At 69.4% G+C, this 12,672-nt stretch carries 13 protein-coding genes; 8 read left to right on the top strand and 5 right to left on the bottom strand.

Features of this window, described 5'->3' with window-relative positions; translation table 11 throughout:
• The first annotated feature begins 304 nt into the window (after positions 1-304).
• The 4 genes from NX794_RS17595 to NX794_RS17580 all read left to right on the top strand — a co-directional run bounded on the left by NX794_RS17595 (position 305) and on the right by NX794_RS17580 (position 3,763).
• Complete coding sequence (locus tag NX794_RS17595) at positions 305-745, top strand: amino acid ABC transporter permease (protein WP_258779490.1); 441 nt, start codon at positions 305-307, stop codon at positions 743-745.
• A gap of 7 nt (positions 746-752) precedes the next feature.
• The gene (locus NX794_RS17590; protein WP_258779489.1) at positions 753-2,546 is read left to right on the top strand and encodes an alpha/beta hydrolase family protein; all 1,794 of its coding nucleotides are present in this window, start codon (positions 753-755) and stop codon (positions 2,544-2,546) included.
• Positions 2,543-3,142: a hypothetical protein gene (locus NX794_RS17585; protein WP_258779488.1), complete on the top strand. Its 600-nt coding sequence runs from the start codon at positions 2,543-2,545 to the stop codon at positions 3,140-3,142. The genes NX794_RS17590 and NX794_RS17585 overlap by 4 nt, the downstream gene beginning before the upstream one ends.
• Before the next feature lie 165 nt (positions 3,143-3,307).
• Positions 3,308-3,763: a hypothetical protein gene (locus tag NX794_RS17580; protein ID WP_258779487.1), complete on the top strand. Its 456-nt coding sequence runs from the start codon at positions 3,308-3,310 to the stop codon at positions 3,761-3,763.
• Positions 3,764-3,770: 7 nt separating this feature from the next.
• On the opposite strand, the gene glmS is transcribed toward NX794_RS17580, so the two are convergent.
• Positions 3,771-5,618, bottom strand: a complete 1,848-nt coding sequence (gene glmS, locus NX794_RS17575; RefSeq protein WP_258779486.1) for a glutamine--fructose-6-phosphate transaminase (isomerizing) — start codon at positions 5,616-5,618, stop codon at positions 3,771-3,773.
• A gap of 175 nt (positions 5,619-5,793) precedes the next feature.
• Between glmS and NX794_RS17570 the strand changes: the two genes are divergently transcribed.
• The 3 genes from NX794_RS17570 (at position 5,794) to NX794_RS17560 (ending at position 8,086) form a co-directional block, all read left to right on the top strand.
• Positions 5,794-6,033 carry a hypothetical protein gene (locus NX794_RS17570; RefSeq protein ID WP_258779485.1) on the top strand — a complete coding sequence of 80 codons (240 nt, stop codon included), beginning with the start codon at positions 5,794-5,796 and terminating at the stop codon, positions 6,031-6,033.
• Positions 6,034-6,153: 120 nt separating this feature from the next.
• Positions 6,154-7,122, top strand: a complete 969-nt coding sequence (gene coaA / locus NX794_RS17565) for a type I pantothenate kinase (protein WP_258779498.1) — start codon at positions 6,154-6,156, stop codon at positions 7,120-7,122.
• A 40-nt stretch (positions 7,123-7,162) separates the two neighbouring features.
• The gene (locus NX794_RS17560; RefSeq protein WP_258779484.1) at positions 7,163-8,086 is read left to right on the top strand and encodes a DUF389 domain-containing protein; all 924 of its coding nucleotides are present in this window, start codon (positions 7,163-7,165) and stop codon (positions 8,084-8,086) included.
• Positions 8,087-8,090: 4 nt separating this feature from the next.
• Here NX794_RS17560 and glmM read toward each other — a convergent pair whose 3' ends face one another.
• The 3 genes from glmM to rplM all read right to left on the bottom strand — a co-directional run bounded on the left by glmM (position 8,091) and on the right by rplM (position 10,627).
• Positions 8,091-9,449, bottom strand: a complete 1,359-nt coding sequence (gene glmM, locus NX794_RS17555; RefSeq protein WP_258779483.1) for a phosphoglucosamine mutase — start codon at positions 9,447-9,449, stop codon at positions 8,091-8,093.
• Between the two features lie 179 nt (positions 9,450-9,628).
• Complete coding sequence (gene rpsI / locus NX794_RS17550) at positions 9,629-10,141, bottom strand: 30S ribosomal protein S9 (RefSeq protein WP_020276276.1); 513 nt, start codon at positions 10,139-10,141, stop codon at positions 9,629-9,631.
• A 42-nt stretch (positions 10,142-10,183) separates the two neighbouring features.
• On the bottom strand, positions 10,184-10,627 hold the full coding sequence (gene rplM / locus NX794_RS17545; RefSeq protein WP_258779482.1) for a 50S ribosomal protein L13: 444 nt from the start codon (positions 10,625-10,627) through the stop codon (positions 10,184-10,186).
• Between the two features lie 265 nt (positions 10,628-10,892).
• Here rplM and NX794_RS17540 point away from each other — a divergent pair, with 265 nt between their 5' ends.
• Positions 10,893-11,771, top strand: a complete 879-nt coding sequence (locus NX794_RS17540; RefSeq protein ID WP_258779481.1) for a hypothetical protein — start codon at positions 10,893-10,895, stop codon at positions 11,769-11,771.
• A gap of 1 nt (position 11,772) precedes the next feature.
• Here NX794_RS17540 and truA read toward each other — a convergent pair whose 3' ends face one another.
• The gene (truA, locus tag NX794_RS17535; protein WP_258779480.1) at positions 11,773-12,627 is read right to left on the bottom strand and encodes a tRNA pseudouridine(38-40) synthase TruA; all 855 of its coding nucleotides are present in this window, start codon (positions 12,625-12,627) and stop codon (positions 11,773-11,775) included.
• Between the last annotated feature and the right edge of the window lie 45 nt (positions 12,628-12,672).

Below are 12,672 nucleotides of genomic sequence, written 5' to 3'. Positions count from 1 at the left end.
TCACCCGAAGCCGCCCCGGAGCGAAGATCCCCCGGTTCGTTTCGGCACCGCGGATGTCAGGCCTTTCACCGTGCCCGCCCATCACTCCTGCGGTAAGGGCTCGCCGATCTTCGCCGCCGTGAGCATCAAGTCCGACAGAGCCATGAGATCGATCAGCCGGCGGCGAATGAGTACAGGTACTCAGCCACTCAGTCCCCGCACTCATGTGCTTGAGGGGCCGGTTAATTAGAGTGACGCACCGCGGCGACACAACACGTCACGACACACACCAGCGCCGCCGCGAGAAGGGGGAGGACCAGCACTGATGGCGTGGGACGAGTGGGAGCGGCTCAAGGCGAGTACGGCCCAGCGGATGCAGATCGACCACCTGGCCGATCCGGCGGACGGAGGATCGAGCAGTGCCCCAGGCGGGTCGGCTCCTGATCTGAAGGCGTCGAAGGGTCCGTGGACCAAGGCTTCCGGTGTGGCTCAGGACTTGCGGACGGTCACGAACGCGGGGCTGACGGAACTCAAGACGGCCCACGAGGGTGTCAAGGGCGGAACCGACGGCTTCACCTCCACCGCCGCGCTGAACGAGATCCTTCCCACCTGGGAGAAGCGGCTGACCTCGGTGCGCGACGAGTGCGACCGGCTGCACGGCGCGCTCGCCAAGTCCGGCCGGGACTTCGGCGAGATCGATCCCGCCGTCGCCGGCAAGGTCAGCGGCGTGCACGTCGGCGACAACAAGCCCGATTGGGCGCGGTGAGGCGAGCGTGCCCACATGGCAGCAGCTGCGCGACGCGAAGTTCACCGAGTACGAGCGAGCCGCCGACGGCTGGAGCACGGTCAGCAACCGGTCCGACGCCGCACGCACCCGGGCCGACCAGGAGATGGCCGGCCCGCTCCGCGCCACGCAGAAGGGTGAGGCGCAGACCTCGGCCGAGCGGGATCTGACACAGCTTGGCCGGAACTACCAGTACCTCCACAGCGAATGCGGTCTCGTCCGTACGGCCCTGAACGCTCTCGCCTCCGAACTGTCCGCGGCGCAGAAGAAGTTGAAGCAGGCCCTCGACGACGCGGCTGATCTCGAGTTCACGGTCAACGAGGACGGCTCGGTCGAGTATCCGAGGAGCGCCGACCTGCCTCTGGCTCCCCGTACCTCCTCCGGCACCGGAGTCGCCAAGTCGGGCGCCCCGGTGCCCTACCTGCCCGGCGCAGGCGAGGCGGACGGCGACCCCAACAAGGGCGAGGCCGAGGACATCGCCGAGCGCATCTCTCAGGCGGTGACCAGCGCCACGGAGACCGACAACCGGTACGCGAAGATACTGCGCGAACTGAAAGCGCCGGACGGCTTGGTCGTGACCGACGACATGCTCCTGGACGAGGCCCACGACATGGGCGATGTCCAGAAGACAGTAGGCACCTACCTCGGCAAGGACAGCATTCCGCATGGCAGGTCCCCAGTCGCCAACAGGACATGGTGGGACGGCCTCACGCAAGAGGAGCGCGAGGAGTACCAGACGCTGTATCCGGCAGAGATCGGTGCGCTCGACGGCATACCGAGCGTGGTCCGCGACTCGTCCAACCGGATCGTGCTGGACGAGTCGCGTGTCCAGGTGAAGAGCGAGCTCGACGCACTGGGTCCGGAGCCCTCCAAGACAGTCGTCACCGCAGGCGGAGTGATGCGTAATCCGGAGTGGACCGCTTGGCAGGCCATGGGGGGCGGGCGGCTCAAGGGACAGCTCGACGGTATGAAGGCCATCCAGGCCCGCTTGGACCAGACGGGCATCGACGGCTTGCCACCGGCTTACCTGCTGGGCTTCGACACCAAGGACAACGGTCACGCCATCGTGGCGAACGGCAACCCGGATACGGCGGACAACACGGCCGTCTATGTGCCGGGGACGAAGTCGAAGCTGGCGGGGGCCGAAGGGGACATCAGACGCATGACGCGGGTGTGGAAGGAGGCCAACAGCATGTCGGTCAGCCAGTCGACCTCAACGATCACGTGGATCGGATACGACGCCCCGCAGAGCATCACCCCCGAAGCCATGGAGAAGCACTGGGCCTATGAGGGCGCACCCAAGCTCAATAATTTCCTGGACGGTCTTCAGACAGTCCAGGGCGGCCCGGACGCCAGCCACACCACCGTCATCGGCCACAGTTACGGATCCACCACCGTGGGCGCCGCGTCCAAAGCCTCCGGGCACTTCGCCGCGGATGACATCGTCGTGGCGGGCAGCCCCGGCATGCTGGTCGGCGACGCGAGCGATCTGGACGTCGGCAAGAGCCATGTGTGGTCCGAGGCCGCGAGCGACGACTTGGTCCCGCTGGGCGGCAAAGTCGCGCACCTCGGTGGCTACAAGTGGGGCGTCCAGACTTTCCACGGGCTGCCGTACGATGCCGGTTACGTCCAGACGGTCCCCTCGGACGAGGCATTCGACGCCCACCGGATGCACGTCGACACCAGCGGTCACAGCGGTTACTGGGACGAAGACAAGGACAGCCTCAAGAACCAGGCAGCGGTAGTCGTCGGCCGCTATGACAAGGTCCAGGAGGACCATTGATTCCCTCCTCCCGTCGCCGCTCCTGGGGCAATCGGTTTGGCATCGCGGTCACCGTCACCATCCTCTCCCTCATCGGAACAGGTTGCTCGAACACCATGGATCACAAGGCAGACGCCGCGGCGGCGCACGAGACGACCCGCTCGAAGCCCACCGTCCTCGACGTGGACGAAGCTCGTGAGAAGGCGAAAGCCGTATCCAGCCAGATCTACGAGTTGATCAACATCCCCTCCGGCAAGGCCACTGAGCCGGGCCCGAGTATCTCCACCTGTGACCAGGACCCCGAGCACCTCTATCAGACCGTTCACCCGTGGTCGGTCTACGGCGTGCCCGAGAACGAGTTGAAGGCGGGCTTCCAGCGGCTGCGGAACGGTCTTCCCGGGAAAGGATGGAAGATCGTCCAGTACGGCCCGGACAAGAGCCGGGACAAGACCCTCCAACTCACCGCGGACTCCGAGACCGAGCCCTTCTCCGTGAACGCAGAACTCTGGGTATCGAGCCCGACAGCCGGTCACGAGAAGGAACCGAAGATCCTGATCAACATCGTCTCCGGCTGCTGGCGGGCTCCCAAGGGCACTGACCTCAAAAGCCAGTACTGATCACGGCCAGGGGCTCCGTCTGCCGGGCCGCGTTCACGCGATGCGGCGGCCTGCTCTCTTTGTTCCGATTCCGGCTCTCAGCCAGAACGCGGGGGCCCGCCCCGCCCCCGACAGGGGGGCTGTCCCCAGTGCGCGGGAGCCGGCGCGCTTCCTAGGGTGAGGGGCATGACCACACTGGACCCGCGGGACGCCGGCCTCGGACAGGACGCGGATCTCCGCAAGGACCTCGACGCCACCGTGCGGGCACGCCGGGAGCTGGGCGAGGAGTACGACTCCGCGCTCGTGGACTCCTTCCTGGAGAAGGTCGAGCAGCGGATCGACGGTGCGGTGGATCGGCGGGTGCGCCGGCAGCTCGCCGAGCAGCAGATGGCGGCGGCCCGCGACACCCGGCGGTCCAGGCCGGCCGACGCCGACACCTGGGCCGAGCGCCACGGCTTCGCCCTGATCACCCTGGTGCTGACGATCCCGCTGTCCGCGATCGCCGGCGCCTTCGCGGGGCTGCCCGGGGTCATCGCCGCCTGGGTCGGGATCGTCGGGGTCAACGCGGTCCAGGCGGCCCGCCTCGACCCCGGCCTGTTCACCGGCCGCCGCGCCGAGGGCCGTACGGAACAGGGCGACTGACCCGGCGTCACTCCACCGTGACGGACTTGGCGAGGTTGCGCGGCTGGTCCACCTCGTTGCCCCGGGCGGTGGCCAGCTCGCAGGCGAAGACCTGGAGCGGCACCGTGGCCACCAGCGGCTGGAGCAGCGTCGGCGTCGCCGGGATGCGGATGAGGTGGTCGGCGTACGGGACCACCGCCTCGTCGCCCTCCTCGGCGATGACGATGGTGCGGGCGCCCCGGGCCCGGATCTCCTGGATGTTGGAGACGATCTTGTCGTGCAGGACGGACCGGCCGCGCGGCGACGGCACGACCACGACGACCGGCAGGTCCTCCTCGATCAGCGCGATCGGCCCGTGCTTCAGCTCGCCCGCCGCGAAGCCCTCGGCGTGCATGTAGGCGAGTTCCTTGAGCTTCAGGGCGCCTTCGAGGGCGACCGGGTAGCCGACGTGCCGGCCCAGGAAGAGGACCGTGTCCTTGGCGGCGAGGGTGCGGGCGAGCGCACGTACCGGCTCCATGGTCTCCAGGACCCGGTCGACCTCCTCCGAGATCCGGGACAGGTCCCGGATGACGGCCTGGATCTCGTCCCCCCACTTGGTGCCGCGCACCTGGCCCAGATAGAGGGCGACGAGGTAGCAGGCCACCAGCTGGGTCAGGAACGCCTTGGTGGAGGCGACGGCGACCTCGGGCCCCGCGTGCGTGTAGAGCACCGCGTCCGACTCGCGCGGGATGGTGGAGCCGTTGGTGTTGCAGATCGCCAGCACCTTGGAGCCCTGCTCGCGGGCGTGCCGCAGCGCCATCAGGGTGTCCATGGTCTCGCCGGACTGGGAGATGGCGATGACCAGGGAGCGGCCGTCCAGGATCGGGTCCCGGTAGCGGAACTCGCTCGCCAGCTCCACCTCGCACGGCATCCGCGTCCAGTGCTCGATGGCGTACTTGGCGATCAGCCCCGCGTGGAAGGCCGTACCGCAGGCGACGATGACGACCTTGTCGACCTCGCGCAGCTCCTGCGGGCTGATGCGGACCTCGTCCAGCGTCAGCGAACCGGACGGGTCGATGCGTCCGAGGAGGGTGTCGGCGACCGCCTTGGGCTGCTCGGCGATCTCCTTGAGCATGAAGTAGTCGTAGCCGCCCTTCTCGGCGGCCGAGGCGTCCCAGTCCACGTGGTAGGAGCGGACCTCGGCGGGACGGCCGTCGAAGCCGGTCACCGTGACACCGTCCCGGCGCAGCTCCACCACCTGGTCCTGGCCCAGCTCGATCGCGGAGCGGGTGTGGGCGATGAACGCGGCGACGTCGGAGGCCAGGAACGCCTCGCCCTCGCCGACGCCGACCACCAGCGGCGAGTTCCGGCGGGCGCCGACGACCAGGTCCGGCGCGTCGGCGTGCACCGCGACCAGGGTGAACGCGCCCTCCAGCCGCCGACACACCAGCCGCATCGCCTCCGCCAGGTCACCGGTCGCCGAGAACTCCTCGGCCAGCAGATGCGCGACGACCTCGGTGTCCGTCTCGGAGGTCAGCTCGTGCCCCCGCTCGGCCAGCTCCGCCCGCAGCACCGCGAAGTTCTCGATGATGCCGTTGTGCACCACCGCGACCCGGCCCGCGTTGTCCAGGTGCGGATGGGCGTTGCCGTCCGTCGGACCGCCGTGCGTGGCCCAACGGGTGTGCCCGACCCCCGTCGAACCCGTCGGCAACGGCCCCTCGACCAGCGCCTTCTCCAGGTTGACCAGTTTCCCGGCCTTCTTCGCCGCGGCCAGCCCCCCGTCCGCGAGCACGGCGACCCCCGCCGAGTCGTACCCCCGGTACTCCAGCCGCTTCAGCCCGGCCATCACGACATCGAGCGCCGACTGCGACCCTACGTATCCCACGATTCCGCACATGAGCGGCAGCCTACGATCCGAACGCGACCGTAAACGGCCACAGCCTGCCCGAAACCGGAAATTCCCACCGGGGCACCAAGGGCAAGTCCGGCAAGGACATCGTTCGCGCGACAGACTGCAGCGTCACGAAGAGACAGAGCGTCGGGACGAAAGCACGATCCGAAAAGAGATCTCCGTGAAGATTGAGTTGACAGACGACCAGGCGCTCGTCCTGTCCGACTGGATGAGTCGTGTCATGCATCGGGCGGAATTCTCGGCGCTCGTCGATGACCGCGCCGTCTGGTCCGCCCTGTTCAAGATCAACGGAACGCTGGAAACACGAGTGTCATCGATCTTCGACTCCTCCTACTCCGACCAGTTGGCAGCAGCTCGCCAGCGGCTGATCAGTGAGCTTGGGGAATTCGGCGAACAGTGATGCGGCACGGTCAGCAGGCCACCGACCGGATGCCGGCGCCCGCCCACACGTGACGCACCCCACCCCACCGCCCCGTTCAAACTCCGTTAACAATGGACTGTGATCTCACCGGTCTCCTCGATGCCCCGGAGCGCCCACCGGCACAGGCCGGAGGCGACTCCCTTCGTCGACCTCACGCGTGCCGAGTGGAGTGCGCTGCGCGACAAGACGCCGCTGCCGCTCACCGCCGAGGAGGTGGAGAAGCTGCGCGGGCTCGGCGACGTCATCGACCTCGACGAGGTGCGGGACGTCTATCTCCCGCTGTCCCGGCTCCTCAACCTCTACGTCGGCGCCACGGACGGACTCAGAGGCGCGCTGAACACCTTCCTCGGCGAGCAGGGCTCCCAGTCCGGCACCCCCTTCGTCATAGGGGTCGCCGGGTCGGTGGCCGTCGGCAAGTCCACCGTCGCCCGGCTCCTGCGGGCCCTGCTGTCGCGCTGGCCCGAACACCCGCGCGTGGAGCTGGTCACCACGGACGGCTTCCTGCTGCCCACCCGGGAACTGGAGGCCCGCGGCCTGATGTCCCGCAAGGGCTTCCCCGAGTCCTACGACCGCCGCGCCCTCACCCGCTTCGTCGCCGACATCAAGGCCGGCAAGGCCGAGGTGACCGCGCCCGTCTACTCCCACCTGATCTACGACATCGTCCCCGACCAGCGGCTCACCGTCCGCCGCCCGGACATCCTGATCGTCGAGGGACTGAACGTCCTCCAGCCCGCCCTGCCCGGCGAGGACGGCCGCACCCGGGTCGGTCTCGCCGACTACTTCGACTTCAGCGTGTACGTCGACGCCGCCGGCGACGACATCGAGCGCTGGTACCTCAACCGCTTCCGCAAACTGCGCCGGACGGCCTTCCAGGACCCGGACTCGTACTTCCGCAAGTACACCCAGGTGTCCGAGGAGGAGGCCCTCGACTACGCCCGCACCCTGTGGCGGACCATCAACAGGCCCAACCTGGTCGAGAACATCGCCCCCACCCGGGGCCGCGCCACCCTGGTCGTCCGCAAGGGCCCAGACCACAAGGTGCAGCGGCTGCGGCTGCGCAAGCTGTGACGCGCACCGGGAAGAAGGGCTCATCTGTTAGACAGGCGCCATGCTGCATCTGCGCCTGATCACCCCGGCCGGGACGACGGACGAGGTGGTGCGCCTGATCGAGAGTACGGTCGGCACCGCCCACCTCGTCGTCCTTCCCGGCGCCGCCCGCGACCCCGCCGGGGACCTCGTCCTGTGCGACGTGGCGCGCGAGGCCGGCGACGGCCTGCTCACCGCGCTGCGCGCGTTGGGCCTGGACCGCACCGGCTCCATCGCGCTGGAGAACATCGACCTCTCCCTGTCCCGGCGCGCGGACCGGGCCGAGGAGGAGGCGCCCGGTGAGGGCGCGGACGCGGTGCTGTGGGAGGGGCTGACCGACGCGACCCACGAGGAGTCGACCCTGTCGGTCACCTACGTCGCCTTCATCACCCTGGCCACGATGATCGCGGCCTGCGGTGTCGTCCTGGACAACGCGATCCTGATCGTCGGCGCGATGGCGGTCGGCCCGGAGTTCGGTCCCTTGGCCGGTATCTGCACGGCCCTGGTGCGGCGGCACCCGCGGCTGGCGTGGCGGTCGGCGGTGGCGCTGCTGGTGGGCTTCGCGGTGGCGATGGCGCTGACCGCCGGCTTCAGCCTGTTCATGGACGCCGTAGGCCTGTTCAGCAAGGCCCGGCTGGAGGCCGACCGCCCCAACACCGGCTTCATCTACGCCCCGGACTGGTTCTCGTTCATCGTGGCGGTCCTCGCCGGCATCGCCGGCACCCTGTCCCTGACCTCCGCCAAGTCCGGTGCCCTGGTCGGCGTCGCGATCTCCGTGACGACGGTGCCGGCCGCCGCCAACGCGGCCGTGGCGCTCGTCTACGGCGACACCGACCAGACCGCGCGCTCCTCGGAGCAACTCCTGCTGAACCTGGCCGGCATCGTCATCGCCGGCACCCTCACGCTGCTCGCCCAGAAGTACTTCTGGCAGCGCCGGGCCGCATAGGGAACTAGCCCAGCGCCGACTTCACCGCGTCCGCCAGCCGGCCGGCCACGGAGCGGGCCTGCTCGATGTCGGCGGCCTCGACCATCACCCGCACAAGCGGCTCGGTGCCGGAGGGCCGCAGCAGCACCCGGCCGGTCTCGCCCAGCTCCCGCTCGGCCTCGCCGACCGCGGCGGCCAGGTCGGCGGAGGTGCGCACCCGGGACTTGTCGACGTCCGGCACGTTGATCAGCACCTGCGGCAACCGCTCCATCACGGAGGCCAGGTCCCGCAGCGTCCGGCCGGTCTCGGCGACCCGCGCCGCCAGCAGCAGCCCGGTCAGCGTGCCGTCACCGGTGGTCGCGTGGTCGAGGACGATGACGTGCCCGGACTGCTCGCCGCCCAGGGCGAAGCCGTGCTCCTTCATCTCCTCCAGCACGTACCGGTCGCCGACGGCGGTCTGCACGAGCCGGATGCCGGCCTTCTCCATCGCCAGTGTGAAGCCCAGGTTGGACATCACCGTGGCCACGACGGTGTCGGACCGCAGCGCTCCGTGCTCCCGCATCGCCAGCGCGAGCACCGAGAGGATCTGGTCGCCGTCGATCTCCTCGCCGGTGTGGTCCACGGCCAGGCAGCGGTCCGCGTCCCCGTCGTGCGCGATGCCGAAATGCGCGCCGTGCTCGACCACGGCGGCCGTCAGCTTCTCCAGGTGGGTCGAGCCGCACCCGTCGTTGATGTTGAGCCCGTCCGGCTCGGCGCCGATCGTGACGATCTCGGCGCCCGCCCGGGAGAACGCCTCCGGCGAGACCCCCGAGGCCGCGCCGTGCGCTTCGTCCAGGACGATCTTCAGCCCGTCCAGCCGGTTGGGCAGCACCGACAGCAGATGGCCGACGTACTGCTCGAAGCCCTCCTCGTACGACCGCACCCGGCCGACTCCGGCGCCCGTGGGCCGCTGCCAGGGCTCGCCGTGCCGGTGGGAGTCGTAGACGGCCTCGATCCGGTCCTCCAGCTCGTCGGCCAGTTTGTGGCCGCCCCGGGCGAAGAACTTGACGCCGTTGTCCGGCATGGCGTTGTGGCTGGCGGAGAGCATGACCCCCAGGTCGGCGCCGAGCGCGCCGGTGAGGTGGGCGACGGCGGGCGTCGGCAGCACCCCGACCCGCAGCACGTCCACGCCCGCGCTGGCGAGGCCCGCGACCACCGCGGCCTCCAGGAACTCCCCGGACGCCCGCGGGTCCCGCCCGACCACCGCGGTCGGCCGGTGGCCCGCGAAGGTGCCCGCCTCGGCCAGCACATGCGCCGCGGCCACGGAGAGGCCGAGGGCCAGCTCGGCCGTCAGATCCGCGTTGGCGACACCGCGCACGCCGTCCGTGCCGAAGAGTCGTCCCACTTGTCCTCCTGAGGAAGCGTCCTTGCTGCCCTGCATGGTGGCAGACGCCAGGTCATCCGATCACACCAGCCTTTGAGCGTCTTGTGTCGTTATACGCCCTTGGCCGGGATAAACGAACGCCCCGGTGGCACATGTGGCGTGCCGCCGGGGCGTTCGGAGTACGAGCAGGCAGCTGCTGTTTAGCGCTTGCTGTACTGCGGGGCCTTACGGGCCTTCTTCAGACCGGCCTTCTTGCGCTCGACCGCACGGTCGTCGCGCTTGAGGAAGCCGGCCTTCTTCAGCGGGCCGCGGTTGTTGTCGACGTCGGCCTCGTTCAGGGCGCGGGCGACACCGAGGCGCAGGGCACCGGCCTGGCCGGAGACACCGCCACCGGCGATGCGGGCGACCACGTCGTAACGGCCTTCCAGCTCAAGCACCTTGAAGGGCTCGTTGACTTCCTGCTGGTGCACCTTGTTCGGGAAGTAGTCCTCAAGGGTGCGGCCGTTGATCTTCCACTTGCCGGTGCCCGGGACGATCCGGACGCGGGCGATGGCGTTCTTGCGGCGGCCCAGGCCGGCGGCCGGCTGGGGCTCGCCGAAGCGGGAGGCCATGGACTCCGAGGTGTACTCACCCTCGACGGGGACCTCGGACTCGGTGGTGTAGCTGTCGATGTCAAGCTCTTCGAGCGGCTGCTCGGCAGTGGTCTCGGCCACGATTCTCCTCAGATTCTCTGCTGGTCTTGGGGGTGGCCGGAATTACTGCGCGACCTGGGTGATCTCGAACGGCACCGGCTGCTGGGCGCCGTGCGGGTGCTGGTCACCCTTGTAGACCTTCAGCTTCGAGAGCATCTGACGGCCCAGGGAGTTCTTGGGGAGCATGCCCTTGACGGCCTTTTCGACGGCCTTCTCGGGGTTCTTGTCCAGCAGCTCGTCGTAGCGGACGGAGCGCAGACCACCCGGGTAGCCGGAGTGGCGGTACGCCATCTTCTGGGTCCGCTTGTTGCCGGACAGGTGCACCTTGTCGGCGTTGATGATGATGACGAAGTCACCAGCGTCGACGTGCGGCGCGTAGATCGGCTTGTGCTTGCCGCGGAGAAGGGTCGCCGCGGTGGTGGCGAGACGGCCGAGGACAACGTCCTGGGCGTCGATGACGTGCCACTGGCGCGTCACATCGCCGGGCTTGGGGCTGTACGTACGCACGGTTCGTAGCCTTCGCTTCGAGTGAATGGTCCTGAACAGGTCACCGAAACGATCACGACAGCCTCGACCGCACCGCGGTGACGCAAACCGCGTGCTGATCGCTGGTCATCGGCCCGGTGGACCGGTGTAAGGGCCCGTCCCGTGAGAATGAGCAAGCCAATACACAACGAAGAAGCAGGTTACCTGGACGCCCCCGGAAGGGTCAAAACGAGGCAGGCCACCCGAGGGACCGCGCCCCCTTGCGCCCCCGTCTAAGATGCGCCCCATGAGTTACGGGCAGGGGGGACCCCAGTCTCAGTGGGATCCCTGGAAACCGAATTCCCAGCAGCCCTGGAACAGCGGCGACGACGGGACACCCGACTGGGCCGCGCTCGCGGAGGCCTCGGAGACGCGCACCAAGCGCCGCAAGGTGCTGTTCGTCGTCGGCGGCGCGCTGGCCGCGGTGGCGGTGGGCACCGCCGTCGCGCTCGCCGTCGTGTCCGCGAACGGCGACGACCAGGCCTCGGGCAGCCCCACCGGCGTGCCCGCCGGCGCCTCGCTGCCCGGCGGTTCGGGCAGTGCGGCGCCGTCCTTCGAACCCACCAGCGCCCCGCCGCCGCTGGACCCGAAGGACTTCATATCCAGTGCCGGGAAGGACACCGCGCCCCTCGGCGCCGGCACCCTCTTCCCCGGCACCCAGCTCACCGTGGGCGGCACGGTGTACAAGAAGGGGCCGACGGCCGACACCAAGAACTGCGCCACCGGCGCCGGCGGCACCCTGCCCAAGGCACTCACCGCCAACAACTGCACCCGTCTGATCCGCGCCACCTACATCAAGGGCGACATCGCTGTCACCGTCGGTGTGGCCCTGTTCGACACCGAGGCGCGGGCGACGAAGACCAAGGCCGGCACCGACGACCGCAGCATCGTCCGCTCGCTGTTCGGCAAGGGCGTCAAGCCGTTCTGCGACGGCGCCTTCTGCCGCTCGACCCGCAACGCCTACGGCCGCTACGCCTACTTCACGATCGCCGGCTTCACCGACGGCAAGAACGTCACCGACAAGGACACCAAGGTCTTCCGCGCCGGTGACGACCTGGCCGAGTTCACCTTCCGGCAGATCCACCGCCGCGGTGAGGCACAGGCCTCGGCGGCGGCGGACCGGTAGTTCAGCAGCACCCCGCCGACGGCAGCGAGCGCCGGTTGCGCGCCTCCTTGTTCCGCGCGGCCAGCAGCTCGTCGGCGGGGTACCCGACCTCCTCCAGCGTCAGCCCGTGCGGCCGTACGACGTGTACGGCGGAGTCGCGCACCCCGGCGGCCAGCACCTTCCCGGGCCACTCCGGGCCGCGGTGGCCGTCGCCGACGAACAGCAGCGCGCCGATCAGCGAGCGCACCATGTTGTGGCAGAACGCGTCGGCCCGCACCGTCGCCGTGACGACCCCGTCCGCGCCCCGCACCAGGCTCAGCTCCTGGAGCGTGCGGATGGTGGTCGCGCCCTCCCGCCTCTTGCAGTACGCGGCGAAGTCGTGCTCCCCCAGCAGCGCCCGCGCCGCCTCGTTCATGGCGTCCACGTCGAGCGGCCAGTCGTGCCAGAGCACATGGCCGCGCAGCAGCGGATCCACTCCCCCGGGGTTGTCGGTCACCCGGTACGCGTAGCGGCGCCAGATCGCCGAGAACCGGGCGTTGAAGCCCGCCGGCGCCTCGGCCAGCCGCCAGACGCGGACGTCCTTGGGCAGCCGCCCGGCGAGCCGCTTGAGCAGCTTCTCGCGGTGCTCGGCCCACAGCTCCCCCGGCAGGTCGACGTGCGCCACCTGACCGCGCGCGTGCACGCCGGCGTCGGTCCGTCCGGCCACGGTCAGTTCGGGGGTCTCCTTCGAGCGGGTCACCGTACGCAGCGCGTCCTCGATCTCGCCCTGCACGGTCCGCCGGCCGCCGGCCTGCTTGGCCCAGCCGTGGAAGTCGCTGCCGTCGTAGGAGAGGTCGAGGCGGATCCGCACGTGCCCGGGCTGTACTTCGTCACTCACACAGAAATCCTCTCAGCAACGGAGAAGCGGGCCCGCTCCCGAAAA

This window comes from Streptomyces pyxinicus (genome assembly GCF_024753135.1).
Lineage (GTDB): Bacteria > Actinomycetota > Actinomycetes > Streptomycetales > Streptomycetaceae > Streptomyces > Streptomyces pyxinicus.
Note: the sequence above shows the minus strand (reverse complement) of the source record. Positions and strands in the feature narration are given on the sequence as shown.